The sequence below is a fragment of the Amycolatopsis sp. NPDC051102 genome, assembly GCF_040682815.1.
GTDB lineage: Bacteria > Actinomycetota > Actinomycetes > Mycobacteriales > Pseudonocardiaceae > Amycolatopsis.
This window is the reverse complement of sequence record NZ_JBFBBT010000023.1, coordinates 58,505-83,969: the sequence shown is the minus strand read 5'-3', so window position 1 is coordinate 83,969 and position 25,465 is coordinate 58,505. Positions and strand designations below refer to the sequence as shown.

26 protein-coding genes are annotated in these 25,465 nt (G+C 63.3%); 12 read left to right on the top strand and 14 right to left on the bottom strand.

Going from position 1 to position 25,465, the window contains the following annotated elements; translation table 11 throughout:
• Positions 1–103: 103 nt before the first annotated feature.
• Entirely contained in the window at positions 104–358 is a 255-nt protein-coding gene (locus AB0M93_RS40245; protein WP_364284631.1) for a hypothetical protein, read from the top strand.
• 192 nt (positions 359–550) lie between these two features.
• Here the strand turns inward: AB0M93_RS40245 and AB0M93_RS40240 are convergent, their stop codons facing one another.
• From AB0M93_RS40240 to AB0M93_RS40220, 5 genes are all read right to left on the bottom strand, one after another.
• A complete protein-coding gene (locus tag AB0M93_RS40240) occupies positions 551–1,747 on the bottom strand; it encodes a hypothetical protein (RefSeq protein WP_364284629.1) in 1,197 nt (398 codons plus the stop codon).
• A 32-nt stretch (positions 1,748–1,779) separates the two neighbouring features.
• Positions 1,780–3,021: a hypothetical protein gene (locus tag AB0M93_RS40235; protein WP_364284627.1), complete on the bottom strand. Its 1,242-nt coding sequence runs from the start codon at positions 3,019–3,021 to the stop codon at positions 1,780–1,782.
• 228 nt (positions 3,022–3,249) lie between these two features.
• Positions 3,250–4,275, bottom strand: coding sequence for a site-specific integrase (locus AB0M93_RS40230; RefSeq protein WP_364284625.1), 1,026 nt, complete (start codon positions 4,273–4,275; stop codon positions 3,250–3,252).
• Positions 4,272–4,748, bottom strand: coding sequence for an AbrB/MazE/SpoVT family DNA-binding domain-containing protein (locus AB0M93_RS40225; protein ID WP_364284623.1), 477 nt, complete (start codon positions 4,746–4,748; stop codon positions 4,272–4,274). The genes AB0M93_RS40230 and AB0M93_RS40225 overlap by 4 nt, the downstream gene beginning before the upstream one ends.
• A gap of 262 nt (positions 4,749–5,010) precedes the next feature.
• Positions 5,011–5,862, bottom strand: coding sequence for a nucleotide-binding protein (locus AB0M93_RS40220; RefSeq protein ID WP_364284621.1), 852 nt, complete (start codon positions 5,860–5,862; stop codon positions 5,011–5,013).
• Positions 5,863–5,989: 127 nt separating this feature from the next.
• On the opposite strand from AB0M93_RS40220, the gene AB0M93_RS40215 reads away from it, so the two are divergent.
• Positions 5,990–6,487 carry a DUF4231 domain-containing protein gene (locus tag AB0M93_RS40215; RefSeq protein WP_364284619.1) on the top strand — a complete coding sequence of 166 codons (498 nt, stop codon included), beginning with the start codon at positions 5,990–5,992 and terminating at the stop codon, positions 6,485–6,487.
• A gap of 20 nt (positions 6,488–6,507) precedes the next feature.
• Here the strand turns inward: AB0M93_RS40215 and AB0M93_RS40210 are convergent, their stop codons facing one another.
• The 6 genes from AB0M93_RS40210 to AB0M93_RS40185 all read right to left on the bottom strand — a co-directional run bounded on the left by AB0M93_RS40210 (position 6,508) and on the right by AB0M93_RS40185 (position 12,220).
• On the bottom strand, positions 6,508–7,284 hold the full coding sequence (locus tag AB0M93_RS40210; RefSeq protein ID WP_364284617.1) for a nucleotide-binding protein: 777 nt from the start codon (positions 7,282–7,284) through the stop codon (positions 6,508–6,510).
• Positions 7,285–7,354: 70 nt separating this feature from the next.
• Entirely contained in the window at positions 7,355–8,191 is an 837-nt protein-coding gene (locus tag AB0M93_RS40205; protein ID WP_364284615.1) for a nucleotide-binding protein, read from the bottom strand.
• A gap of 180 nt (positions 8,192–8,371) precedes the next feature.
• Positions 8,372–9,493, bottom strand: a complete 1,122-nt coding sequence (locus tag AB0M93_RS40200) for a TIR domain-containing protein (RefSeq protein WP_364284613.1) — start codon at positions 9,491–9,493, stop codon at positions 8,372–8,374.
• Positions 9,494–10,774: 1,281 nt separating this feature from the next.
• A complete protein-coding gene (locus AB0M93_RS40195; protein WP_364284611.1) occupies positions 10,775–11,602 on the bottom strand; it encodes a Scr1 family TA system antitoxin-like transcriptional regulator in 828 nt (275 codons plus the stop codon).
• Between the two features lie 85 nt (positions 11,603–11,687).
• Entirely contained in the window at positions 11,688–12,029 is a 342-nt protein-coding gene (locus AB0M93_RS40190; RefSeq protein WP_364284609.1) for a MarR family transcriptional regulator, read from the bottom strand.
• A complete protein-coding gene (locus AB0M93_RS40185; protein ID WP_364284607.1) occupies positions 12,026–12,220 on the bottom strand; it encodes a hypothetical protein in 195 nt (64 codons plus the stop codon). Before AB0M93_RS40185 ends, AB0M93_RS40190 begins: the two co-directional genes overlap by 4 nt.
• A 227-nt stretch (positions 12,221–12,447) precedes the next feature.
• Between AB0M93_RS40185 and AB0M93_RS40180 the strand changes: the two genes are divergently transcribed.
• A complete protein-coding gene (locus tag AB0M93_RS40180; protein WP_364284605.1) occupies positions 12,448–13,929 on the top strand; it encodes a helix-turn-helix transcriptional regulator in 1,482 nt (493 codons plus the stop codon).
• Here the strand turns inward: AB0M93_RS40180 and AB0M93_RS40175 are convergent.
• The 3 genes from AB0M93_RS40175 to AB0M93_RS40165 form a co-directional block, all read right to left on the bottom strand.
• Entirely contained in the window at positions 13,918–14,268 is a 351-nt protein-coding gene (locus AB0M93_RS40175; protein WP_364284603.1) for a signal peptidase I, read from the bottom strand. The two genes, AB0M93_RS40180 and AB0M93_RS40175, sit on opposite strands and share 12 nt — an antisense overlap.
• Positions 14,265–15,827, bottom strand: a complete 1,563-nt coding sequence (locus AB0M93_RS40170) for a transcriptional regulator (protein WP_364284600.1) — start codon at positions 15,825–15,827, stop codon at positions 14,265–14,267. Before AB0M93_RS40170 ends, AB0M93_RS40175 begins: the two co-directional genes overlap by 4 nt.
• A 144-nt stretch (positions 15,828–15,971) precedes the next feature.
• Positions 15,972–16,352, bottom strand: coding sequence for a helix-turn-helix transcriptional regulator (locus AB0M93_RS40165; RefSeq protein WP_364284597.1), 381 nt, complete (start codon positions 16,350–16,352; stop codon positions 15,972–15,974).
• 156 nt (positions 16,353–16,508) lie between these two features.
• On the opposite strand from AB0M93_RS40165, the gene AB0M93_RS40160 reads away from it, so the two are divergent.
• The 9 genes from AB0M93_RS40160 to AB0M93_RS40120 all read left to right on the top strand — a co-directional run bounded on the left by AB0M93_RS40160 (position 16,509) and on the right by AB0M93_RS40120 (position 24,719).
• Complete coding sequence (locus tag AB0M93_RS40160) at positions 16,509–16,697, top strand: excisionase family DNA-binding protein (RefSeq protein WP_364284594.1); 189 nt, start codon at positions 16,509–16,511, stop codon at positions 16,695–16,697.
• Positions 16,694–17,029 carry a WhiB family transcriptional regulator gene (locus AB0M93_RS40155; protein WP_364284591.1) on the top strand — a complete coding sequence of 112 codons (336 nt, stop codon included), beginning with the start codon at positions 16,694–16,696 and terminating at the stop codon, positions 17,027–17,029. Before AB0M93_RS40160 ends, AB0M93_RS40155 begins: the two co-directional genes overlap by 4 nt.
• On the top strand, positions 17,026–17,355 hold the full coding sequence (locus tag AB0M93_RS40150; protein WP_364284588.1) for a hypothetical protein: 330 nt from the start codon (positions 17,026–17,028) through the stop codon (positions 17,353–17,355). Before AB0M93_RS40155 ends, AB0M93_RS40150 begins: the two co-directional genes overlap by 4 nt.
• Positions 17,352–18,044, top strand: coding sequence for a hypothetical protein (locus AB0M93_RS40145; protein WP_364284585.1), 693 nt, complete (start codon positions 17,352–17,354; stop codon positions 18,042–18,044). Before AB0M93_RS40150 ends, AB0M93_RS40145 begins: the two co-directional genes overlap by 4 nt.
• The gene (locus tag AB0M93_RS40140; protein WP_364284583.1) at positions 18,037–20,163 is read left to right on the top strand and encodes a cell division protein FtsK; all 2,127 of its coding nucleotides are present in this window, start codon (positions 18,037–18,039) and stop codon (positions 20,161–20,163) included. The genes AB0M93_RS40145 and AB0M93_RS40140 overlap by 8 nt, the downstream gene beginning before the upstream one ends.
• A 148-nt stretch (positions 20,164–20,311) precedes the next feature.
• Complete coding sequence (locus AB0M93_RS40135) at positions 20,312–22,036, top strand: recombinase family protein (protein WP_364284580.1); 1,725 nt, start codon at positions 20,312–20,314, stop codon at positions 22,034–22,036.
• Positions 22,037–22,349: 313 nt separating this feature from the next.
• Entirely contained in the window at positions 22,350–23,300 is a 951-nt protein-coding gene (locus AB0M93_RS40130; protein WP_364284577.1) for a site-specific DNA-methyltransferase, read from the top strand.
• Positions 23,301–23,381: 81 nt separating this feature from the next.
• Positions 23,382–23,705, top strand: coding sequence for a hypothetical protein (locus tag AB0M93_RS40125; protein ID WP_364284574.1), 324 nt, complete (start codon positions 23,382–23,384; stop codon positions 23,703–23,705).
• A 177-nt stretch (positions 23,706–23,882) separates the two neighbouring features.
• Positions 23,883–24,719 (top strand): DUF3846 domain-containing protein, encoded by an 837-nt coding sequence (locus AB0M93_RS40120; RefSeq protein ID WP_364284571.1) that lies wholly within the window; start codon positions 23,883–23,885, stop codon positions 24,717–24,719.
• The last annotated feature ends 746 nt before the right edge of the window (positions 24,720–25,465 follow it).

The following is a 25,465-nucleotide window of genomic DNA, read 5'->3' as shown; positions in this document are numbered from 1 at the left end:
TTCAACCAGAACGATGACGACGAGCACCATCAGGTTAATCAGCTCAGCCATCGACGCACGGCTCAACTAGGTATAGTCGCCGGCGAGCTCCAACCGCACGCACGTGAAGAAGACAGGAACTCCGGTGCCTCAACCGCTCGACGCGAACGTCATGCGGCGCTTGGCGTTCATCCGCTTCCTCTACGACCAAAGCATGGACCAGGTCAACCAACCCGAGCCGCTGCCCGCCACGGCGATCCTGTCGTTCCATGACGCAGTCGAACTATTCCTGCGACTGTCGGCCGAACACCTGAAGCAGAACCTGCCCAGTCGCGTTGATTTCGCAGAGTACAAGGATCGAGGTACTCCTCCCGCTTGAGGACCACTGGCTCGGCGACCTGCTCGCCCCGTCTCGTGGACGGCTCATCATCGCCGACGACGTGGGTGTGCCTTGTACCGTCAACCTGATCGAGTTGCTGCCTCGGGTCATGACTGGGCCAACCGTGGGCCTGTCGACCGCAATTCGGGTCATAACCGCCCGCTGCAGTCCACGGGCGACACCCCTGACCAGCTACGGGATCGGTGGGGTGTAGGTTCCGACTCTGGGGTTGTTCCAGCCATTGAGGGCTTGTGTGAGCTGGTCGTAGATGTGCTGGTTGAACATGATGCGGTCGTTCGGCGTGTGGGAGTAGTGGCCGTAGTCGGCGAGTTCGTGGTCGGTGGCGTGGCTGACGCAGTGCACGAACTTGTCGTAGAGCGGCGGGTCGTTGAAGAGGAACCACAGATATCCGTACCTGATCGGCACGTCGGCGGTGAGACGTCGCAGGTCCTCGGTTCCTGGTTCGGCGATGAAGTTCCGTGGAGCGTTCTCATGCAGGTGGACGATCTCGTCCAGAAGGCCCGCAACGAGGTGGCATACGTACAGTGCTGTGAGCAGGTGCGCCGCTGGCGTGTAGGGGGTGGCCATGCCGATGGCGGGTTTGCCGTGGTGGTAGTTGCTGGATTCGTGCAGGCTGCGGGCAGCATCGTTGGTGGGGTGAAGGAACTGGCCCAGGAACGTGTAGTGCGCTTCGATACGGGCGATGACGGCGCGGTCTGCCAGCTCGTTGAGTTCCAGGCAGGTCAGTAGCGCGTCGTAAGAGAGGTAGTGCTTGTAGACGACGGCGGCGTCCCGTTGGTGCTCCCGCAGTACCTGTTGGGTGTCGGGATCGTAGGCGACGTACTCGAAATAGTCGCCCTGCCACAGCCGCATCACCTCAGGGCGGAAGTTGCTGAAGTGAAAGTAGTGAACCGGGATCACAAACTCGGCGTCATCTTCATCCTTGAGCCCCTCGAAGACGTGCATGAGGTGCCGCTTCGCGCGTGGATACTTGTCGACGGCCAGACGCGCGGCGGTGCCGGCCTGGTGCTCCGAGGCCAGCTGTTCCTTCTGTTCCGCGACGTAGGCTTTGAACTGGCCTTCGGTGAGATCAGTGCGGTCCTGTAGCCGGAAGTATTTGCGGCCCCGGCACATGAGCATGAACAGCAGATAGTTCTCAAGCAGCGACCGACACAGCCCCAGCGCGTCGGCGACCTTGCCCCGGTCGACCAGTTGCAGGCAGGTGTCGGCGGTCTCCATCCGGAAGTTTGCGAAATCGATCAGTTCGTTGTACATCCACTGCTGCACCTGGCCGACCCGGATCTTGCGGCCCCACGCGAGGTACGTAGCTAGCATCGCCCGCGTGTGCTCGTTGATCCGCTGAACTTCGGCCACGATGCGGTCATTCATCGACACGGGTCTCCTCACCGTCATTCCGTGTTTCAGTCGTGGATAGCGACAGTGACCAGCGCAAGGGTGATTTCGCGGTCGGGGTCGCCGTCTTTGTGCAGCACGAACACCGGCGTGCCGTTGAGCGGCGCGGCGTCACGCAAGTAGCGGGGATGGCCGCGCACAATGTTTTCGGCGTCGGCGATGACGGCGGTGGCGTTCTTGTTGCGGATGAACAGCACCATCGCGGCGTGTGTGTCACGCCAGGTGATGTAGCGGTCTAACAGCTGCGGCAGGTCGTGCTCGGCGAAGTTCTTCGGCCCCGACCACCACTTGCACTCGGCGAGGAACACCGCCCCGCCCTCCCAGGGCAGGTAGATGTCGGTCTTGCCGCGTTTGCTGAACGTCTCCCCGGTCGCGGCGCCGTAGATGCTGTGCAACGCCGTCAGGATCTGGTCCCGGAGACGCTCTTCCCGCTGGTCGGCGTGGGTGAGCGCGAGCCGCTCGAACATACGCGTGGTGGCGACGATATCGCCGATGATGTACGCGAAGTCGTCCGCAGTGATCGCTGGCTCCGGAGCGAACGGCTGATGCGGGCGAGCCTGCCGCATCGGCTTTACCTGCCGCCGAGACACGGGCTGGACTCGGTAAGTCTTCACCGCCTCCTGGTCTCGGTGCAGCGGGACCCCCAAGATGGCTTCGGTGTCCCGGTCGGCCAGCACCTTCGCCCGGCGGGCCTGCGCGGCCTGTGCCACGCTAGCGCGCAGTTGCTCGTTCGCTGCGGCGATATCGCTGCGGCTGTAGTCGAGGTGGGTGTCGATTTTCATGATCTCGGCCCTCAGCGCGGCGACGATGCTGTCGCGATCACGCTCGAGGACGTCGGCTGGGACATCACGGGACACGCTGACGTACCCGTTGGTGACACTGGCGTGCGGCGGGGCGAACGAGTACGTGCTGGCCTGCATATAGAGCACGTCCGCCGGGCCGGTGTAGGGCACCCGGAAACTGATCCGGCTACCGGGAACGTGGAACGACCGGGACCGGTTAGACACGACCCGCATCGGATCGCGGGAGATGTCGACCTGCTGGTCGCCGACCTCACCAGTCATCGCACCCAGATCCAGGCGGGGTTCGGGCACCAGGTAGCGGTCGATGATCTCCTCGGCGACCTGCTCGTGCGGCCGCGCCAAGATCTCATCGGCGCTGACCCGCTGCACCTCGGCCAGCGCGTCGCGCTGCCGCTTTTCCAGCCACGTCCGCAGGTAGTTGCGCGAGAACAACTCCTGATCCGTCACCCATCCACATCCCTCCGGCTGGTACCCACGGTAACGCTCACCACCGACAGTCGGCGGCGGCGACACCCGGGCCGCGTCGTCCCCGGCGGTAGACCACCCAGCCGGGGCTACGCGTTGCGAGACGCAGCCACTCCCGGTGGCTCGAGCTGCGCCTCTCTTTTCTGAGGAAACGCCGTCACTGGCAACATTCGGAATTCTCGATCGCACCGATTCGTCCTTTGCCTATCCTCATGCGAGCGGGTGCGGTTCTCCGGTGAGCGCGGCGAGCGCGGCAGCGACTTCCTGGAGGTTGGCCCGCACGTATGTGGTTGTGGTTCCGGCGTCGCCGGTTGAGTCGGCGTGTCCGGCGTAGGCGCGGGCGACGGCGTAGCCGAAGTTGCGTTCCACCCAGGTCAACGTGGTGTGGCGCAGCCAGTGGGTAGAGATCTGCTGCGTGGCCACCCACGGCAGGTGCTTGCCGAGCCGGACCCAGAGGTGGTCGTAGCGGCGGGTGGTGATCGGCCGGCCGTCGGCGTAGCGCAGCAGTTGGTCATCACACGGCGCGCCGCGCTCGGCGGCGTGACGGACCAGGTGCGCCATCAGCGTCGGCGAGACCGGCTGCCAGCGAACCGTCTCCCCTTTCTCCCGCAGGAAGATCAGGCACTGGTCGGTGTCGAGGTCCTGGGGCCGGAGCGCGAGTGCGCCGCCTCGGCGGCAGGCGGTCTCGGTGTGCAGCCGCAGCAGCAGGCTGTCCAGCGCCGGGTCGTTGCCGGTCGTTGCCGCGGTTTCGTTGATCTCGGCCAGCCGGGTATCGGCCACCGCGCGCCGGGTCGACGGGAGGCGGCGAGGTTTGGCGACCTTGCGAGCCGGGTTGTCGGCCGCGTCGATCAGCTTGTCGTTTTCGGCGTGCCGGTACAGGCAGCGCAACGCGGCGATCAGGTGCTCGCCAGCGCAGCGTCCGCCGCGGGCGTTGCGCCGGGCCACGACGTTGCCCTTCACGTACTCGACCAGCTGTTTGATCTCCGACGGCGTCGGCTCGTCGAGGTGGCGGTGGCCCCAGTGCTCGGCGATGCGGTTCCAGTAGGAGCCGTACACGCGGCGGGTGCCATCGGTGACCGCGGCCGAGACGGTCGGGATGTACTCCGCGAACGTCGGCAAAGGCGGACGGCTGACGGGTATGGCGAGAAGGTCTTCGGGCGAGACGCCCATCCGGGCCAGCAACAGCCGGGCGGCGTCCAGCTCTGCGGCGCTCGCGGCCGATGGCTGCGCGGTCATCCGAGATCACCGCCGAGCAGTTCGGCGTGGCGTGCGGCGAGCAGGTCGTCGAGCACGGCCGGAGGGTGCACGATCAGCACGTCACGCACGGGATCAGCAGCCAGCAGGACACGATCCCCGGGAATCAAGCCGCAGCAGTGCCGGACTGAAGCGGGCAGCCGAAGATGCCCCTGGTTGGTCACGCTGAAGACGCCGTGCGCGTCAGTGCGGACGACGAGAAGCCCGTGGGACTCGTGAATATCGAGACGGGTGCCGGGCAGCCAGCCAAGGGCGGCAATGATCACGTGATCGGCAACACGACCTCGGCAGTCAACGGCCGCCAGCCCATACACAACGCTGCTCGTGCGGGACACCGGAACACTGGGAAGCGGCAGCGTTCGCCGACCTGTTAACGGACCAGCCGGTGCACCCGTGGGACGCCCGCCGTCAGGAAGGGCCGGGAAGACCAGCGGCTTGATAACGGCGCCGGTCATGACGACCACCCCACCGAGGGGCGGCGAAACCGAGAAGGCTCTTGATCAGCGTGTTGAAGTGCGTTCGAGCACTGATACGTCAGATGTGGCAGGCTTGCCACGAATATGTGTCCGAGGACGATCTTGCTCGGTAGCAACAACGCTTAGCCTCTAAGATATTCTCCGATGAGCAACCAAGGGCAAACGAAGCCAACGTTCACGAGTCAAAGCCCAACAATAGAGCAACAATACTTGACGTCTCCTATCTGCCGCCAAGGTTTGATCAGATAGCCCGATTCAAATCAACGTCAATGCCCGAATTTTTTAATTCGGTGGCAAGTTTCAATTTCCAACCTTCTCCGCCCAAACTAATATAGAGAACTCCCGAATAATCGCTCGGAATCTCGACACCTTCCTCATACAAGGCGGCCACCTTGTCACGACCAAGTAATCCAAGGAATAATCCGAGTTCAAGAACCACGTTCTGGCGGGCACGCGAATTCCACTGCCCCTCCCCAATCTTGCGCCCTTCATCATCCGCCGTAAGCAGGACAACCGCATACTTGGCGAGCTTTGCAGAGTCAAGCAGCTTACCTAGAATGTCGCGCCCTAAGTTCGCTTCATCTTCCAGCACAATCACTGCGGTGCTCGTTACCTTCTGCAAGAAACTTCGCACCTGCTCACGGGCCAGAAGTCCGTGTCCATGGACAATGAAGATGGCCTGACCCGATGCTGGAATTTCCTCCGGATGCACTTCTCTATTGCGCGGATATACATCCACTCGATTATGAATCGATCGGAGAACACCGCACTTCGCCTTAATATCTTCGATAACCGCCGGCAGCCTATCGGGCGCAATCCCAGAGGAGGCTCGACTGACTTTGACATCGAGCACCGGCATGCCCGTACCTCGGTAATCGCTCACTGGGGTCGTAGTCATCCAGCCACTGGACTCAAAGGAAGCCTCCAGAAGCGCAACATTCAGGTCATCCCACTCAAAGTACGCCTGCTTGAAATTGTCGAGCTCTTCACTTGACCCGACCGGCAGCTCAAGAAGCTCTTTTCCCGCGACCTGTTGCCGTTCGAGTTGCGCCCGAAACTCGGCCGGATTTGCTACTAACGTCACATTAGGCATAGATCAAGGTTACACTATCCCTAGAAGCTCGCTCCAGCCCGGCAAAGGCATTGAGCAATGCAGACCATCCCAATTTGAAGTCTTCACCCCCAGCCAGTGTATGGTTACGGTCGATCAAGGTCCAGGTATGGTTACGGTCGATCAAGGTCCAGCCAGCGACGAGAGGAAGACAGCCACTGTGGCCACTCCACCCAGAAAAGACACGACCAACCAGGCTAGCTACTCTCTGAATTTGGCCAATGACTCCTATGCCTGGTATCGAGCAGCAGCCATCAAGGCGCGCCAACGTTATAAAACTTTCGAGACGGCCATGCTCGTTACCGCCTCCGCAATTCCCGTAAGCGCAGCTCTGTTCCCCAATAACACAATCGCGCCAGCGATTCTCGGAGCCGTGGTGGTTGTGCTTACGGGGCTACGGTCAATTTTTCATTTTCAGGACAACTTTTTACGATTTTCAGAGGCCCGCGAAGCTATCGAGGCTGAACGTCGACTATACCTTACCTCGAGCTCACCCTATGACAATGCGAATACGCGGGATAAAGAGCTCGCTGCAGCGGTCACAAAGATCGAACGCGATGAGATGGCAAAATGGATTGGAATCGCCCGCGAGAAACCTCGATTCTAAATTACGGAACTAAGCAGCACTCACAAGGCCTTGTTCATATCAATAACCATTCCCGCCGATTTCATCTCGCGCGCAACATTCAGTCGCCATGCGTCGCCGTCATCGAGGTCGATATAGATGACGCCAGAGTAGTCGGAGGGAAGCTCAACGTCCACCTCGCGCAACGCCACAACTCGGCTCCTACCAAGTAGACCAACAAAATAACCAAGTTCAAATATGACGTTTTGGCGCGCACGCTTTCGTGGCGGATTTGACTCATCACGCCGAGATCCAACATCGTCTCCAGAGAGGATAACTATCGCGAAATCAACTACGGAGGACGTCTCTTCGAACTTTTCGATGATCGTTCTGCCGCCATTAGCTTGCTCATGTAATATTATCGGCTTGACGTCAAGTCGTTCCAGAAATCTTGCGACTTTCAGTTTTGAAACATCATCGTGACCGTGAACAACAAAGGCTTGCATGTTGAGCGACTGCGCCTTCGCCTCCCCGATCTTTTCGTCAGGTTTTTCGCTCCCAAATATCTTTACTTCGGTCAGCATGGTCTGAATCAAGTTCTTGAGCTCTCCTATGCCGCCGGACCACGATGACTGGAGGTACTCCTCGTCCGCAGGGTAGACCATCGGATGGAATCCGATTTTCTCAAGGTCTGTCAGATATTTACTTGTCTCACCAAAGATATTTCTTATGTACATTTCCGCTTTTCGCCTGACAGCATCCAGCGCTGTATCGTTACGGTTTGACAGACCCTCCACCTCTCCGAGTAACTCGCGAAGAAGTTCAGTTGAACTTGCCATAAAGACTCCAGATTTTGAAGACGCTCATGGTTCATGATACCTTAAGAATAAGGCGCTATGACAGAACAGGTCAATTGCTTAGTAGCGCCCTAAGTTCTACCTGTAAGCCGCACGCCTGCAACTCGCGCGCAACCGCATTACGCCACCCACCTGATTTGTCCAACTCTATATATAGAACTCCTTGCAAGTCGCTTGGAAGTTCAACTTCCGGCTCATACAAGATCGCCACGCGATCCCTGCCCAGCTTTCCCAAGAAAAATCCAAGTTCAAGTACGACATTTTGTCGTGCTCGAGGTTGCAACTCTCCATTTTTCTCCCCACCGACATCATCTCCGGTCAGAATGATTACAGCGTAAGCAGCTGACGCTGCGTGATCCTCAAACTTCTCAATTATCGTTCTTCCCATATCGGCCAGTTCATGAAGAATCAACGGCTCTCGGCTTACGAGATTAGACAAAAACCGCGCAACAGCATGCTTGGCTTCGTTGTCGTGCCCATGAACGACGAAAATATCTTCGCCGATCACAGAACTATCCGGAGGCGGCACAGCAGTCATTGCAACGTCATGACTCAGCGGAAAAAGTTCAAGACGTTCCTTGATTGAATTTAGCCTCCGAATCTTAGCGGTAATATCGTCAATGAGAGTCTGTTTTCGCGCCTCAAGGTCCCGTCGCCCAGCAACGGCCCTAACTCCAAGCCTATTGCCATACTCTTCGGAGAGCGAAGCCGAATCGAACGACCGAAGTAACAGGGCTTTGTTATACTCCGACCAAGTATTGAAAGCTGATCGACGAGCTTTCAGTTCGTCATCATCGCCAATCAGCTGCTCGATCAACTCGTGCCCGCGCTTAATTCGCTCATCTATCTCAGCGCGAAGCTGGTCAACTGGAACCATGAGCACGGGCACGTGGGAACGTCCGCCTGACGCACTTTCACTCCCAGATACTGAAGTCATCACTCAATGATTCTACACCGGACGCGACATCGCGACACTGGGCGCGTTCGATCCGTAAACCATTGGCGAATTATCGCACCTGTGAGTGAGAAATGGGCGGCTGTTCATGAGAGGACGATGCGCGTTCGAACGCTAGTCGAGCAGACGCTCCCGTCGCATGACCTGACGAATTTCGTCAAATGCCGCTTTTACGTTTCCTCTCGGATAACGAATCTGCCCCAGCCCTTCGATATTCGAGAATTCTTCACAACCTTCTTCCAGAAGGACTATGGCCTTGGTAAATCCAAGACGGCCTTGAAATAGACCAACTTCATGAATCACGTTAGATCGAGCTTGCGTTTTGCCGTTTGCCATCTCATCTTCCGGCGTCATGAAAAGAAAGGCAATATTAGCATTGTCGAGCATCTCCGAAATTCGCTCCTTAGTGCTCAACCCAGCCGTAGGCTTGCCGTCAAAGACGTCCCATTCAATTCCAAGCTCCGTGAGCCAAACTCCGAGCTTTAAATACTCGCTTGACGCGCCGCCGTGGCCGATGAAGACATTGCGCCCCAGTTGCACTAAGATCGCTTCGTCTGCAGAGTTAACGACCTCCAAGTGACGGCCCAGCCTTTCACACACGTCGGCTATTTGACTCGCAACTTTGTAAGGAGAACGAATATACATCACGCTGGCTAAAACCTTCTGGTGACCAGACGGCTGCCATCCGCCCTCGAGCGCATTCATGTCTCGAACAGCAAAGCGGCCTACAGATATATTCATTTGCAGCTCCGCCAATTGAGAGACCGAAGGCAAGGATATACTCTTTAGCTCTTCGACGTTCTCAGTCAGATAACTATCGTGCGGCTGACGTACCCGCGCAGCGACCGACTTCGCGCGCTCAATAAGGGTTTGCACAGGGGAACGCAGTGTCGCAGAAGCAGCCTGGAGCGGTTCGAGATTTGGGCCTCCCGCCTTCTTTTCTATAAACGAGATAACTTCGGATTCTTGATACGGCCGCCATTCCCCTATCGAGCCGTGGAAGGTGCCCAGAAAGCCCCACTCTCGACTAAAAACGTGACCAGCAGGCGGAGCCTCGAACCCTTTGTAGTAGACGTTCGACTGATACCCGAGATTTGAATTTGACCATGCCCGGGCAACGACTTCTACAGCCTTTTCCAGCTCGGAGAGCGCTGTATCGTCTAGCTCTGACTCGCTATCTGCAAGCTCTCGCGCAGCCGTCGCGATCGCCTTGAGTTCGCCTGTTAGACCGGTCATGCATCAAGGGTACTGGAAGGCTTGCCGCCTCCAGCCGCATGACTGGCACAGGTGACAGTCGCCAATCGCCCCGGTGCCCGGTCTGTGACGGTGGCAGGTAGGCGTTGACCTCCACAGGCTGGAGGTGACAGCTACAGCCAGTCCCCCAAAGGTCGTCACGACTGTCCCCGAGTGGGTAGGCCCGGAGCATCATGCTCTGCAATCATCCGTCACGTTTAGCACGTGGATGTCACGTGAATCATCTTGCACGACGTTCGATCCGCAGCAGACTTCGCCGTTCAGTCGCCCAAGCGCGTCGTGCTCCATATCTTCCACAGCAGTTGGCTGGCCGCTGCGGTTCCACTTCTCCAGCGAGATGGAGAACCTATGGACTAGGCGACGGGGTTAACTGACCGTGCCATCTATCGGAGGTGGCACGTTCTGCAAGTCGGTAGCACAGTTGTACTGGACGTGGTAGTGGGCGAGAGCGGGCGCGGTCGGGGTGCGACCCGTCTCGCCGACGTGCTGGCCCGGCGGCCCTGCTCGGAAATGGGCCGCACGCGTTGAGGCAGGCGCGGTGGCAGGGCGGACGAGACTAGTGGCGGCCCGAAGAGCCGGCACCAGCGTGACGGATTGCTGCGGTACGTGCGCTCGGTCGGCGGCGGGGCGACGCTGAGTTGGACCAGCGTATTGCACGCTGCGCAGCGACGGCCGGGAGCCATCAAGCAGGAGTGGAACGGCACTTCGCGGCCGCAGAGTGTACGGTAGTGTCCCCTCCTGCAGAGTGATTCGCGCAGGAGAAACCCCGTGTGATTGGCTGTCACGGCTTGCTGCGGGCCGTCTCACTCGCTGCGACAGCCGCGAAGGCATGTTGACCTGCGCAGACGTTGCACGTGACGGCTGTGACGGGTGCGATCGGGCTCGTCACAGCCGTCACGCATGGGCCTGGCAGCAAAGGATTCAAGTCGGCGCACGTAACCGTTCACATCCGGCGGTCGAAGGTCGGCTTCGCCGGGCGAACGTCTCGCCGCAGAGTGCGGTCAACCCATTACGGACGACCGGCCCGATTCTGTCGAAGAGGGATGCCGCGCTGCCGTCGATAGATGACGTCACAGCGCTCGCACTGCCGTGGGATCTGGTGTCGTCGGCGCTCGTCGGCCAGCTCGAACACCGCGGCGCCGGAGGCTCCGCAGAGCATCGTGATGACCTGCCCGGGTGCCGGGATCTTCGTCAAGTGGGCTCGATGCCACTCGCCTTCGATTACCGGGAGGATCGTAAGCGGGTCGATGTAGATTGCCGCTGTCACGGGGTGGCTCGAATCAGCGCAGGTGCGCTCAAGGCGGACGTGCTCGCCGGCTCGTCCGACGCGCGCCGCAGCAGGGCACTTGCCGTGTCGCGGTAGCGGCTCAGCATCTTTCGGTCGGTCAGGTAGGTGTTGCAGTGGTGGTGCCTGAGCATTACGGCGATCGGATCGGATCGATCCTCGAAGAGTGTGAAGGCGCCGATCGACTTCAGCGCGGTCTCCGTTGACGGCACGATCCGGACGGTCACATGCTTGAGCTGCGCCGCTGCGTGAAGGTGCTCAATCTGCTCGTTATGCAGGTCGTCCATGCCCCGTAGTGCCTGGTCACCGATAAGGAACAGGTAGCGCCGGCCCCCTCGATCCAGTGCCTGCTGGCGGACTTGGCGGCTCAGCTGCTCCATGTCCCTGCGGTCGTCCTCTACGACGGCCTTGTCGAGCACTCGTTTGGCATACGCCCGCGTCTGGAGAAGCTCGGGAATGCCCGACGGTGCCCACTCCACGACGCAGCTGGAGAGCTGTTCGTACGTCCACAGCAGGTGCCCTAGCTGCGCGTCAGACGAGTCGACGAGGTTCGCGTCGCCAGCGTGCGAGGCGAGCGTCATCACGCGGTCGTACTCAGCCGACTCGACCCGGAGGTATCCGAGGATCCAGGCCACGGCCGTCGCCGGCGCCACTCTGATGCCCAGCTCCCACGCCGAGAGAGTCGCGGGACGAACACCGATCTTGTCGGCCAGCCTCCGCAAGCCGATTCGTCGGCGCTCGCGGGCATCTCGCAAACTGCTGCTGACGGCAACGGTCGCGGGCGAACAAATGACCGGCTTGGGCATTTCAGATCCTTGCTGAGGGCTGTTCGCAGCAGGTGCGTGCACGTGAGCTGCGGTTAGAACGGTCTGGTTGTCGGATGGCCAGTTGTCATGGCGGACTCTCGCTGGGGAGCACAGCTCGGACCTCCGCGACCAGGGCGCCGGCTGTTGCCGCGACCGTCTTTAGCGCGCCGATGTGCTCTAGCAGCCGGTCCAGGCCCAGCAGGGTAAGGCGGAGTTCGCGGGGTTCGGCGCGGCACCGGAGGTAGCCAGCCGCGCGCAGGAACTCGATGTGCAGTTCCAGGTCGGGCGTGGGGAGCCCCAGAGCCTGCTGGACGGCCAGTTGCGAACGCCAACTGGTGTCGGCCAGCAGGCAGGCGATGAACAGGCGGACCGGCTGCAGCAACAGCGCGTCGAGGTCCGTACGCGAAGCGGGCGAGATCGGCGTCATCGTCGCCTCACCGCGACGCGCGCGGAGGCGTTCACGAGTTCACGACACGTCGGACATGAACGGTCGGCCGGTGCCAGGCAGGAGTGAATCAGCACCTCGTGGCCGCAGAGAGAGTGGTAACGGCCTTCCTTGAGGCGGATGCCGCGCAGGAACTCGTCGTCCGTGACCGCGTGCGTCAGGCCGTCGAGCACGCACCGGTACCAGCTGATGTAGAGCGCTGAGTGCACCGACCTGCAGCTAGTGCCTGTCACGTCCCCTCCCTTCGACCTCGCGACTGATGAAATCAGTCAAACGGGAGTCAGATTCGACGACCAGAGCAGCGGTGCGGCAGTTGTGTGGCGTGTAGGTCGCACTAGTCGGTCTGAGCTGCAGTTACTGCTGCTACATTGATCTGGTCACGCAGGGTTGGAGGTTGGTCATGCCCATAGGGCGACGTCGCGATCGGCTGATCTCAGCTCGTAAGGTCGCCGGCTTCACTCAAGAGGGTCTGGCGGACGTGCTGCATGTCGACCGGTCGACCGTTGCTCGCTGGGAGGCGGGCGACTACGTGCCACTCCCCTATCTCTGGCCGAAGCTCGCGAGCGTGCTCGGTCGTTCACGAGACGAGTTGCAGACCCTGATCGGCCCGAGCGTTGTCACGCGGGAGTTCAGCCCGGGCGACTCGTTCGAGCCGGTGTTCACGTGGCTTGATCGGCACGCCGGGTGGCCGCTGGGGCGAGCCCGTGAACAGGTGTACGCGAGCGCAGCCGCCCCAACTCGGCACCGGCCGAATCCGCCGCGAAGCGTCGTCGCGGATGGCCTGGCTGACTACTACGGCCCGCCGACCAGCGACCACCGGCCCTACGTCGCGCGCTGCGGTCAGGTGGAGGTGACCACCAGCGTCCTTACGCGCCCGGCTTGGCTGGATCTCGCCTGCTCGCTGACGGCCACGGGCGAACAGACCACCTTTGAGGGTGGCGGCGCGCGGCCGCCGGCGGTGGTTGACCAGCGAGCTGCGGTGCAGCGCCTTGCGGACGCAGCGGCGTCCGGCATCCGGATCACCGACGTTCCCCTGTACCGGCTCCTCGAGGTCGACCCGCGGCCCGGGGCACTACGGACGAGGGTCGGGATCGCGTCGTTCGTCGAGTACGCGCTTGGCGTCGACCTGCTGGAACGTGAGTTGACCGAGCACTTGGCGAACGGTCGGACCGCGCGTCCGGGGCACATGCCGCTCCGGGACCGCCAGCTGCCTGGCGTGTCCGCGGTGCTCGATCTGCCTGGCCGCCTCTGTGCGGGTGGGGTGCTGGCGTTGACGGCGATTGCGCGGCCAGCGGACCCGTTCCGTGGTGACGCCGACTTTGTGCTGTTGATTCAGAAGAGGTCCGCGCAGGTTGTGAACACGGCCGATCGGTTGTCGGTGATCCCGAAGAGCTTCCATGGGCCGCTCGCGGACCGGCGAGCGGACGCCCGGATCGGCGTCACCCTGCGCCGTGAGCTTGAGGAGGAGCTGTTCGGCAGGACCGACGTCGACCGGTCCGCCGGAGATCTCAGGGTCGCTGATCCCATGCACCCGACCAGGCTTTCCGCTCCGATGCGGTGGCTGACCGAGCAGCCCGGCCGGCTGCGGATGGAGTGCACCGGGTTCGGGCTCAACCTGGTCAGCGGGAACTACGAGTTTGCCAGCCTGGTCGTGATCGAGGATGAGGAGTTCTGGCCGCGGTTCGGTGGCGACGTGGAGGCGAACTGGGAGGCAGCCGGCCTGCAGCAGTATTCGACGCTCGACGGCGACTTGGTCACAGAACTGATCAGTGACGAAAACTGGAGCAACGAAGGACTGTTCGCGTTTCTCCAGGGGTTACGTCGGCTCGCCGAGATCGGCGGTGATCGGGTGAAGATACCCGCCGTCGAATTAAGTTGCTGAGGGCCAGCGAACGGTCAGGACGACCGAATCCGCCAATGCTTCCCAAGAATGGTCGATGCCCGGTCCCCACATTACGTAGTCACCCTGACGCGTCATAATCTTGCCGCCGCCGGTGACCTCTACGCGGAACTCACCGGAGATCAGCATCACCAGCGTCGTTCGCTGGTCGTCGGACGTCCACTCGGGACGCTTGTCGCCCGCGGGATGGTTTGCCCACTTGACTTCGACGTCCTTCGAGGCGCGGACGCCCTGCGACGGGTCAATGAAGTGGCCGACCAACCAGCCGCGCGTGTCGGCCGCGTCTTCGTTGGCGTTGCCGGCGGTCCAACCGTCGCTCACTGGCCTATCTCCCATTCGATCGCGGGCAGTTTCACACGCTCTCCGCCGATTTCCGCAAGGCGTCGAAGCCCTTGCGTCATGGCGAACAGTCCTTCGTTGCTCCACGCTACATCACCCAACAACTCGGTGACGAGTTCCGCATCGGTAGTCGAATACTGACGAAGAGTCGCGGATTCCCAGTTTGCTTCGACCACTCCGCCGTAGCGTGTCCAGAATTCTTCGTCGTCGATGACGATCAGACTTGCGAACTCGTAGTTGCCGCTCACGAGATTCAGGCCGAACCCGGTGCACTCCATCCGCAGGCGGCCGGGCTCGGCGAGGAGCCAGCGCATCGGCTCCGTGAGCCTGGTCGGGTGCATCGGGTCCGCGGTCAGCGTGTCGGCGACGGTGTTGTCCGCGTCTGGCCGGCCGAATAGCTCCTCTTCCATCTCTCGCCGCAGGGTGGCGCCGATCTGTGTCTCTCGCCGGACGTCCGTGAGCGGCTGGTGGAAGCCCTTCGGGATAACGGCGAGCCGACGCGTGGCGTTGAGTACGTGTCCGGAACGCTCCTGGACCAAGAGCACGTAGTCGGCTTCGCCGCGGTAAGGGTCGGCTGGCCGAGCGATGGCTGCCAGGGCCAAAGCGCCGCCTGCGCAGAGTCGGCCGCCGACGTCCAGGACGGCGCCGACGTCCGGGAGGTAGCGATCACGCAGGGGCAGTGACGTCGTGTCGCCGACTGCGAGCGCGTCGAGCAACTCGCCTTCGAGCAGGTCCATCGTCAGGGCGTAGTGGACGAAGTGGTCCACGCCGAACGTGCCGCCGAGGTGGCGTTCACGGATGTCCGTGCTCAGCAGCCGGTAGAGCGGCGCGTTCATGAGCCGCGTGTTCATGGCCACCGTCTCGGCCAGCCGGTTAACCGCTGCACTCGCCGCGTGCTCGTCGAGCACTTCCCGCGGGTCTGGCCGGGCGCTCGCGATCGTGAGCCCGTCGTGCGGCGGGCGTAGCTCGCAAGCCAGATCGAGCCAATCAGCGCAGGTCAGAATGCTGGTGTTCACGGCCTGGTCACCGCAGCTTCCGGCGTACAAGCCGTAGTCACTGTGGCGGCGGCCGTAGTACTCGGCGAGTGCGTCGGTCACGGCGCGCTGGTCAACCCACGCGCGGCGCGTGGCCCGGGCGTACGCCTCCTGCGCGTCGACGCGTGCGGCCTGCTCGGCTACGGCGCGGCGTGCGGCGCCGGGGCTTCGGTAGGCGTGCTGGTCGAGCCATTCGAGAGCTGCGCCGATGTGGGGGTCCGCAGCAAGTCGCCGGTCGGCTTCCTTCGTGTCCGGCCTGGTGTGGACGGCCGGCCCGTCGCCGGTCAGCTCGGCGAAGCGGGCACGCTCGGCGTCCGACGCCCGCTCATACGCGGTATCGAGAACCTGCTGCATCTCCGATTGCGGGCGAAGGTCCGGCTTCTGATGCCAGGACGCGACCGTGCGCGCCCCGATTCCGAGCTTTTCGGCGAATTTCTCATTGCTCAGCCGCAACGCCGATTGCAGCGCCGACGCTGACCGTCCGGTCCAGCCGCCTATCCCGCTCATTGCAGCCCCAAAGCACTCTTGTGCAGCGGATGTGCAGTGGTTGCGCAGTGCTTCTGCACTGGTTGTGCATGGGATCGGACATCGTTTCGGCCTTGAATTCTAGGTATGGAAATCACCTGGTTCACCAGCCCGAATCGCACTCCGCTAACGCTTCGGCTTCACGTGCTCGACCACGGTCGCGAGGCTCGTTTGGACGTCCTCCAGCCGGTCGGTGATCTCGGCCAGGCGCTGTTCCAGCGCGTCCAACCGGGACCACAGCTCGTGGCCGTCGTCGGCCGGCTCGTCTGGGTGTGGCGGTGTGCGGCTTTGCAGCACGGCCAACAGGTGCTGCGGGTGCCAGCCCAGCGTCGTCGACAGCGCTTCGAGCGTGCGCGCGCTCCGGCGACGTTCGACCGTGTGGTGCTGGAGCTCGCGCACGATCGCCTGCGACACGTGCGATCGCTCGGCCAACTCGCGTTGTCGCCAGCCGAGTTCGTTCACGCGCATGTTGATCGCCTTGGCGACTGCCGCCCAGTCCTCCGTCACGTATTCCTCCGCGCTCCGCCTCAGCGCCGAGATTAGCGGTACTTCGCGCTTTCACCACGCCGCCTAGCGCTTCGCCGACGGCGCGTCGGATAAACCCGCCCGTCGAAGAGCTGAAATCAACACCATAGTCTTGAAATCATCAGATTGGTCTTTCTCATGAACTCGCAAATCACCTTTCACACCATTCGAGAAGCGGCCTGGCTCCTCGGCGTGTCCCGCGCTGCGGTGAGCCAGGCGATCCGGACGCGCGAGCTGCGCGCCACCCGCTGTCGTTCCGGGCTCCGTGTGTCATCGACCGAGCTGGCCCGCCTGCTGGGTTCGCGTCAGGCCGGAGGTGCCGTATGAGCGCCGACGACCTTCGCCTGATCGGCATCGCCTGGCGGCTGGACCGGCTGCGCTGGGTCCCGACCGAGATCCTGACCAACGTCGTGACCAGCGAGGGAGTCTGCATGTGGCCCCCGCCGGACGACGGGCCACCCGACGCGAGCAGCGACGGCGAGCTGACCGAGCGGCTGTGCGGCGGGTGCCCCGTCCGGGACGAGTGCCTGGAGCTGGAGTTGCGGACTGCCGGTGTCGACACGGTCGGCGTATGGGGCGGGATGACCGACGACGACCGGCGCGAGCTACATCCGCTCTGGCTGCGGCGCGGAGAGCGGACCGATCGGGGTGCGCGATGAACGGACTCACCGTGACGCCCACGCAGATTCTCGCCGGTGTTGGCGTGCTGCTTGTGCTGTTCTGGGTCTGGCGAGCTGGTTCCCGCCGGGCGAAGGCCGCCGCCGAAGCTGCTCGGAGTGGTGCGCGGCTCGTGTCGCTGGCCGGGCGAGTGCTGTTCAACGCCGGGCTGATCGTCGCTGTTCAGTGGGTGGTAATCGCTCACCCGGGTAGCCCGTGGCTGCTGCTCGCCGTGCTCGGGTTGCCGGCGCTGTTCACGTCCTATGCGCTCACCAGGGCCATGACGGTGACCACCGTCGACACCTCGAAGCGGGGTGGTCGGCGATGAACCGGGCGCAACGGCTTGCGCAGGACGCAGCCGAAGCTGCGGAGGTGCGCGCCTACCAGACCGATCCGGACGTCGTAGCGCTGCGGATCGAGCGGGTGCGGCGGCAAGTCGACTGGATGTGCTGGTCCGGGATTGTGCTCGGGCTCGCCTTCACGATGACGAACGTCCAGGGCTTCGCGTCGGCCGGGACGCGGCCGGGGTCGCTGCCGTGGCTGGCCGCATGGGTGCTGGACCCGACTGTCTCTCTCGTTCTGCTGGCGATCCTGCGGGCCGAGCAGGTCACCGCGCGGTACCAGGTCCGGACCGGCGTCTGGGTGCGACGGGCGAAGTGGTTCACGCTCGCAGCCACCTACGTCATGAACACCTGGACGTCGTTCGCGGCCGGGGAGGCCGCCGCCATCGTGCTGCATTCGGTGCCGCCGCTCGTCGTGTTCGTCGCCGTCGAGGCGATCACCGACCTGCGGGACAAGCTCACCGATGCCGTGTTGGTCGCAGCTGAACGGCGACCCGCTCAGCAGGAGACGGGCGGACGGCGCGTGCTGTTCGCCGATTACCTCGCTATCGCTCGGGAGAGCTGGACGCCGGACGTCGAGATCACGCCCGCGTGGGTGCGGCGGGCTACCGGCTGCTCGCGGGGCTTGTCGCCCCGGCTGGCGCGGGCGCTGCGGTCGGAGGTGGGCAATGGCTGACTCACTGCCGATCAAAGCTGATCCCGTGTTCGACGGCGAACTGGTCGACGACACGTTGCCTCAACCGCGTCGGCGGGAGCCTAAGACGAACCGCTTCGTCCGGTGGTGGCGGCACTCGCCGCGTGTGCCGCTGTGGCTGAAGAGCAAGCCGCAGGCCGTCCAAGCAGGCAAGGATGCCGTTGTTGGGCTGGTGAAGTCGCCGTGGCGGTACGTCGGCGCGGTTGTTCGCGGGCTGGTCGTCGGGGTGCGGTGGTGGCGTGGGTGGGTCACCGTCCGGGACTACCGGACGGCGGCCGAAGAGTCGGAGAAGCTCGCCGACAAGTTCACGGAGATTCGGGCGCTCACGCTGTTCCGTTGGAAGGTGACCGGCGCTGCCCTGGTCGTGGCGGCCGTGGCGGTCGCTCTCGTCGACCTCGTGTATGGCAGCGATCCTCTGTGGATTGGCGGGGCCGCCGCCTCCGTAGCGCTCGCGATTCTCGGGCGCAAGAAGGACGGCAGTCCTGGCAGAAAGCCGGCGCTTGCCGGGCCGCGGACGCTGACCTGGACCATGGACCCGCAGGTACTGGTGGACGCGTTCCGGGACGCGAAGCTGATCGGCAAGGACGAGGCGTTGCGGCTCGTCGAGCGCGCGACGCGTGTCGGTGACGGCTGGGCGGTCACCGTCGACCTTCCGGCCACGCGCAAGGCGGCCGACGTGGTGAAGAACCGGGATGCACTCGCGTCGGCGCTCGCCGTCGATGAGGTCCAGTTGATCGTCGAACGGGTCCGCGGGAACGGTGGACACGCTGGGCGGGTGTCGATGTGGGTGGCGGACGAGGACCCGTATGCCTCTCCGCCGTTGCGGACGCCGCTGCTCGGCGTGGCGCAGTGGGATGCGTGGCGGCCGATCCCGTTCGGACGGGATGCGCGGGACCGGCGGATTGACCTGCCGCTGGTGTGGACGTCCTTGCTGGTCGGTGCCATCCCCCGGCAGGGCAAGACCTTCGCCGCCCGGCTCGCGGCGGCCGGGCTCATCTTGGACGCGTGGGTGCGGCTGTACGTGGCGGACTTTAAGGCCGGGAAGGACTGGGACGCGGCCGGCTTGGTGGCGCATCGGTTCATGTCCGGCGACGAACCCGAACACGTCCTGGCGCTCGTGGACTGGCTGATTGAGCTGGTCGGCGAGGTCCAATCGCGGTTTCGGCGGATGCGCGACCTGGACGACCTGACGTGCCCGGAGTCGAAGGTGACGCCGGAGATGTCCCGCGACAAGGCACTGAACATGCCGATCACCGCGATCTTCATCGATGAGGTTCAGGTTCCTCTGGAGGATCGCACGCCCGTCGACGTGCAGGGCAAGAAGCTCACTGCGGGCGAGTACGTCGGCGAGCTGTTGACTTGGCTGGCGAAGAAGGGACCGGCCGCTGGGATCGTGCTCGTTCTGGCGACGCAGCGGCCGGACTCGAAAACGATCCCGTCCGGGTTGCGGGCGGTGCTTGGGTCGCGGTTCGCGCTGCGCGTGATGGACTGGCGCGACTCCAACATCGTGCTCGGCGAGCAGATGAACACGCGCGGATTCGACTCCAGCCGGCTGCTGCCCTCGCACAAGGGCGTGGGCATCCTGCGACCGGACGGCGACACGTCGGCCGGCGCCGATGTGCTGGCCATGACGGTTCGGACGTACTACATGCCGAATGAGGACTGGCGGACCATCTGCGAGCAGGGCCGGACGCTGCGCGAGGCAGCCGGGACGCTCACCGGGCACGCGGCCGGGCAGGACACCATGCCGGTGCTCGACCACGCGGCCGCGGTCAAGGCAATCGGTGCAGGTCACGCGGCACAGTCGGCCGATGAGCTGCCCGAGGTGCTCGCGTCGCTGGTTGAGTGCTTGGGAGACGATCTCGGGCCGGACGGCCGAGACTTTGTGCCCACAGCCGAGTTGCTGGACGTCCTGGAGGTCGACTCCCGGACATTCGCGCAGCAGATGGCCGAGGTGGGATGCCGACCGACACGAGACCGCGTTACCAGCGAAGACGGCGAGACCCGGCAGGTCCGCGGGTACCGGACGGCTGAAATCAGGAGTGCAATCGACCGTGCAAGGGCAGGCGGCGAATCGACCGGGCAGGAAGGTCGATCATGAGCGCCACTCACTCCGAGAATCGACCGATCCGGGTTATCCTACCTGCAGGATTGCCGGAGCTGACGCCAGCGGCGGCACGCGGACTGCTGGCCATCCTGATCGAACTTACCGAGGTGCCGGTACTGGATGGACCAGCAGAGGAGGAACCGTGACGGCTGAAATCAGCAACGACCCGTGGTCGACGCTGGACGAGATCTTGGGTCTTGAGGTAGCCGAGCCGGTCGACGACGGGATCGGTGAGCTGGCGGCCTACGGCCGGTGCTCGACGGAGGACAATCAGGACCCGGAGACCTCTCGTGGCTGGCAGTTCGGGAACGCTCGGAAGTTCGTCGAGCCGCTGGGCGGCCGGGTCGTGGCGGAGTACTTCGACGTCGGGCAGTCGCGGTCGGTGCCCTGGGAGCGCCGGAACGAGGCCGCGCGGCTGCTCGCCGAGCTGAAGAATCCCCGGCGGACGTGGAACGCCGTAGTGGTCGGCGAGGGCACCCGGTGTTGGTTCGGAAATCAGTTCTCGCTCATCGCGCCCCGGTTCGCCGCGTACGGCGTCGACCTGTGGGTGCCGGAGCTTGGCGGGAAGTACGACGCGCGGAATCCGTCGCACAAGATGCTCATGAGCGTGCTCGGCGGGATGAGCGAATCGGAACGCCAGCACGTCCAGGCTCGTGTCCGCGCCGCGATGGATGCGCAGGTTGTCAACGAAGGGCGGCACCAGGGCGGCCGGGCGCCATACGGGTACGTCGTCGTTGACGGCGGTCTGCACCCGAACCCCCGAAAGGCCGCTGAGGGGTTTCGGCTGCGCGTGCTGACCATCGATCCCGACGCAGCCGAGGTGGTCCAACGGATCTTCTCCGAGTACATGGAAGGCGTCGGTGACCGCGCGATCGCGAAGGGGCTCAATGAGGACGGAGTGCCCTGCCCTTCGGAACGCCGGCCCGACCAGAACCGGCACCGGCTCGCCGATGGCTGGCAAGGGAGCACCGTCCGGTCCATTCTGGAGAATCCGCGGTACACCGGGTACGCGATCTTCGGGCGCTGGACCAAGCACGAGACGCTTCTGAATCCGGATGACGTCGGCGCGGGGCATGTTGTGCGGTTCAAGCGGGCAGCGCCGGATCGCGTTGTTCGGTCGCGGCGACCTGCGCACCCGGAGATTGTTTCAGTCGAGGCGTTCACGCAGGCACAGCTGATGCGCCGATCCCGCGCGGCCGGCGGGTTGCCCGGGATTGCCAAGCTCGAAAGGAATCGGGCAGCCACCAAGCACACGTACCTATTGAAGGGGCTGGTGCGCTGTGAGATCTGCACCCGGAAGATGCAGGGTGCGGCGATCAGGAAGGGCGTCTACTACCGGTGCATCGCACGGACAATGGCGCCGGGATCGGCGGCGCTGGCCGATCATCCGAAGACGGTGAACCTGCGCGAGGACGTCGTGGTCCCGCCGATCAACGACTGGCTGTGCCAGATCTTCGCCCCGGACAACCGCGACGAGACGGTACGGCTGCTCATCGGGTCGCAGGACGGGCGGGTGGACGGCCGTCGAGCCAACGCGGAGAAGCGGCTGAAGGGCGCCGAGGAGAAGCTACGGCGGCACCTTGCGGCTATCGAGGCGGGCGTGGACCCCGTCAACTTCATCGAGCCGATGAAGCGCGCACAGGCCGAGCGGCAGGCCGCCCTGGAGGAGTTGAAGCACCTGCCGGACACGCAAGCGGTCGACGTTGCGGAGGTCTACGCGATGCTTGACCAGCTGGGCGACGTCGCGAGGCACCTCAACTCGCGCAGCCCGGAGAGGATCACGCAGGTCTACCGCGACCTGGGCCTGCAGGTGGTCTACGACAACAAAAAAGAGGCAGTCGCGGTGACTGCCTCCCCGTGTGGGTAACGTGTGTGTCCCCAAGGGGACTCATCTTGAACCCTGCGCTCGCGCGATATGTTCGCGAAAACGCAGCTCAAGGCTAGAGCGAATTCGGCAACCCCAGCCAGGGCCACGCGGCCCGGCTACGCCCCGGCGTCCCCATCCGGACGTCGGGGCACCCCTCAACAACTAAACAGAGAACCAATCCATGCAACCACCTACACAGCTAGGAGGTGATCTTCAAGGCACACCGCAAGCAGCAGGCGCCAGGAATCTCCCCCGCAACACCATCCTCATTGGAGATGTCCGTGAGCGCTTGGCCGAACTACCGGCCGCGTCCGTGGACACCATCATCACCAGCCCGCCGTACTTCGGCGTCCGCAACTACGGCCATGAGCAGCAGCTCGGAGCCGAATCGGACGTAGACGGCTGGGTGAACGGCCTGCGGCTCGTCGCCCGTGAACTGGCTCGCGTACTCCGCCCAACCGGCTCCCTCTGGCTCAATCTCGGCGACAGCTACTCCCGCCGTCCTGCCGAGGGTGCGGCCACCAAAAGTCTGCTCCTTGGCCCTTCGCGAGTAGCGTTGGCCCTGGTCCGCGACGGGTGGACACTGCGCAACGAGGTCATCTGGGCCAAGACCAACCCCATGCCGTCCTCTGTGGCCGACCGGCTGACCACGACGCACGAGCGGGTGTACTTCTTCACTCGTTCGCCGCGCTACTACTTCGATCTCGACCCCATTCGCCAGCCGCTCGTGACCGGCAAGCGCCAGAGTCCCAGCGACGCGCCCCGCAGCTACCCACCAGCAGGCATCGGGGCAGCGAACCGCAAGGGCTGGACGCTGAACGACAACCGCGGGCTTTCCCGCCTGAAGTCCTCCGGCCTATCTGGACACCCGCTCGGCAAGAATCCCGGCGACGTCTGGTCACTGCCGACCGCCGGATTCCGAGGCGGCCACTTCGCTGCCTTCCCGCTGAGCCTGGCCGAACGTCCGTTGCTGGCAACCTGCCCGGAACGGGTCTGCGCGAGTTGCGGTGTGCCGTGGCACCGCGCCTTGGAACGCCGGGACGGCCGCCTGCTGGCCGTTGGCGATCTGGAGTCAACCTGCGTGTGCGGCGCTGACGGCGTGCCCGGTATGGTGCTCGACCCCTTCATGGGCACTGGCACGACCGCGCTGGTCGCAGAGAAGCACGGCCGCGACTGGATCGGCGTCGAGCTGAATCCGGCTTACGCCGAGATGAGCATGGAGCGCATCGCCGCAGCCAGGCGCAAGCAGGACCGCGCGGCCTGACACCTCATCGGTGTCATGCGGCCGTCGTCGTCATCCCGACTCCGGGATGGCCGGCCGCACCAACACCGAGGAGGCTCCGCCATGTCGGAACCCAAGAGCGGCGGCGTGAAGACCCTGGGCATCAAGGTGCCCGACTCTTTGCACGCTCAATTCGCCCTGGTGGCGCAGCTGGACGAGATCTCGCTGGGCGACGCGGCCGTGAGGGCCGTTGAGCTGTACGTCACCACCAAGAAGGCTGAGCCGGACTTCGCCGCCCGTGCTCAGGCCGCGCTCGAGGAGATCGAGCGCGAGGCAGCCGCCCGGCGCGGCGCAATCCAAGGCCTGTTCGGGGACGACGCCCCGCAGGCCGACGCTGGCACGACCACCGGTCGGAGTCGGCGGCGCAGCGGCGAGGCTTCCGACTGAGGTCGGACGCCCCCGCTGAACCCGGAGCGGAGCGGCGGTCACTTTGACCGCCCTCCGCTCCCACAACCACCTGCACACCGGACCCTTCCCCGATTCGCAACGGGGAGCGGCCTGGTGTGGAAGCGGACCCGCCCACCAGGCAAAAGCCTCACAGGGTCCAGAAGCGAGCGATGCGCAGTGATTACCGCCATCGTCATACCTGTCGATCCGGGTCAACCGATTCGGCTCCAACAGATCGAGCGCCACGACGTGGACGCCTACCGACAGATTGTCGGAGGGAACCTCCAGATCATCGGTCTCGACCGGCCGCCGGCCGCGATCTACCTCAATGAGGAGGGCAAGCTCAACCGGATGCGTGTCAACCACCGAGCGACCACGCTCGCGTGGGTACACAATTCGGCTTTCCGGGGAAACGACGTCATCGTAGGGTCAGCAGTCATCGTCGGCCCACCCAACCGGCGCGGCGACGACACGTCGGCTCCCGAGGACCTGGTTCACCTGCTCATGAACACCGGCAGCTACCGCGTCCAGATGTGGACCGGCAGCGAGCCACGGTGGAGCAGCGACGACCAGGCGTTCACTGACTGGTCGGAGGCATACCGCTACGCCGTCCAACTGACCGAAACGTGGGACGTCATCGAGCAGGTGCGCGTCGTGCCCGAGCTGGACGAGCAGCTGCGGGAGCAGTGGTACCAGCTCGGGTTGGAGAACCCGTGGATCAGTTCAGCGGACGATCCGCCGTTCACTCGAAACAGCTTCGTTGGTTGCTACAGCGTCGACGAACTGGAGGAGCGAATCGGACACGGCAACTGGGCGATCGGCACGGCGTTCTACTACCGGGACCTGTGCTTTATCAACCAGGTCGAAGGTGGTGACGAGTGGCTGACCATCCGGCACGGGATTGCGTTCGAGTCCATGACACTGGAGCCGATTATCGACGAAGGCAGGTTCGCTCAGCTCATCCGTAGGCTACTGACCGCGTCAAAGGCGCAGTGTCAGGCGCTGACGTACTGAGCACACCAATCACAAGCCCCGTCCTGGCCCTCGATATTCGAGTGGCTAGGACGGGGCCGACTAAACATACGCTCAGCACTAATGACCGTAAGAGATAGATACGCCTATAAGTCGCCACTCTTTTCCACCTGACACTGCATACAACACCAAACACAGACGTAACCGATAGTCTCAGCTATCTCTTAAATTCCGGAAGGTTGACACTTATCTGGATTGTGGTTGTACCAGAAGAAGGGCTGCTTTGTCTCGTGGTTGTGCAATATTGCTTATCTTGCGGGGCTACGAATGCACGGGTCTTGTAGACCAGCACCGAGTAATTGGCGCTTCCACCTTTAAGGTCGGCGTGAGCGCTGCTCTTGCTCGCCACACCCAAGAAGTATTGGTCGTACAGCGGATTGGCGTCAGTCTTGTCTGTCAGGCTTAAGCCTGCCTCCTGTGCAGCTTTTCGAACTAAGTCCACCGCCGCCGCTCTATCGTCAGGGACGTTGTAAATTGCGTAGTACCATGGACTGTAGTTGTCTGGACCTCGCCCCGCATCGCCTCTGCTGCATTGCTTACTGGCACCCGCTGACGCTAGCGCAGACTCAAGGGCCCTGGCGTCATCGCTAGCATAATTGTGAGTTAGCCAGAAGAACCCCAATCCAATGACTACCGCCGCAACCGCCAGCACGGCGACAACACCGATAATTACACGCCTAACACTGATCTTTTTGGTTTGCTTAGTTTGAGCTGAGTTCAAAGTATTT

Bases quoted from the DNA above. Each gene is read 5' to 3' on its own strand.
- AB0M93_RS40125 (WP_364284574.1), top strand. From the start codon at position 23,382: ATGTCGGAACCCAAGAGCGGCGGCGTGAAGACCCTGGGCATCAAGGTG.
- AB0M93_RS40170 (WP_364284600.1), bottom strand. From the start codon at position 15,827: ATGAGCGGGATAGGCGGCTGGACCGGACGGTCAGCGTCGGCGCTGCAA.
- AB0M93_RS40240 (WP_364284629.1), bottom strand. From the start codon at position 1,747: ATGAATGACCGCATCGTGGCCGAAGTTCAGCGGATCAACGAGCACACG.
- AB0M93_RS40195 (WP_364284611.1), bottom strand. From the start codon at position 11,602: ATGCCCAAGCCGGTCATTTGTTCGCCCGCGACCGTTGCCGTCAGCAGC.
- AB0M93_RS40225 (WP_364284623.1), bottom strand. From the start codon at position 4,748: ATGACCGGCGCCGTTATCAAGCCGCTGGTCTTCCCGGCCCTTCCTGAC.
- AB0M93_RS40160 (WP_364284594.1), top strand. From the start codon at position 16,509: ATGAACTCGCAAATCACCTTTCACACCATTCGAGAAGCGGCCTGGCTC.
- AB0M93_RS40180 (WP_364284605.1), top strand. From the start codon at position 12,448: ATGCCCATAGGGCGACGTCGCGATCGGCTGATCTCAGCTCGTAAGGTC.
- AB0M93_RS40155 (WP_364284591.1), top strand. From the start codon at position 16,694: ATGAGCGCCGACGACCTTCGCCTGATCGGCATCGCCTGGCGGCTGGAC.
- AB0M93_RS40220 (WP_364284621.1), bottom strand. From the start codon at position 5,862: ATGCCTAATGTGACGTTAGTAGCAAATCCGGCCGAGTTTCGGGCGCAA.
- AB0M93_RS40140 (WP_364284583.1), top strand. From the start codon at position 18,037: ATGGCTGACTCACTGCCGATCAAAGCTGATCCCGTGTTCGACGGCGAA.
- AB0M93_RS40230 (WP_364284625.1), bottom strand. From the start codon at position 4,275: ATGACCGCGCAGCCATCGGCCGCGAGCGCCGCAGAGCTGGACGCCGCC.
- AB0M93_RS40150 (WP_364284588.1), top strand. From the start codon at position 17,026: ATGAACGGACTCACCGTGACGCCCACGCAGATTCTCGCCGGTGTTGGC.
- AB0M93_RS40200 (WP_364284613.1), bottom strand. From the start codon at position 9,493: ATGACCGGTCTAACAGGCGAACTCAAGGCGATCGCGACGGCTGCGCGA.
- AB0M93_RS40145 (WP_364284585.1), top strand. From the start codon at position 17,352: ATGAACCGGGCGCAACGGCTTGCGCAGGACGCAGCCGAAGCTGCGGAG.
- AB0M93_RS40210 (WP_364284617.1), bottom strand. From the start codon at position 7,284: ATGGCAAGTTCAACTGAACTTCTTCGCGAGTTACTCGGAGAGGTGGAG.
- AB0M93_RS40190 (WP_364284609.1), bottom strand. From the start codon at position 12,029: ATGACGCCGATCTCGCCCGCTTCGCGTACGGACCTCGACGCGCTGTTG.
- AB0M93_RS40215 (WP_364284619.1), top strand. From the start codon at position 5,990: ATGGTTACGGTCGATCAAGGTCCAGCCAGCGACGAGAGGAAGACAGCC.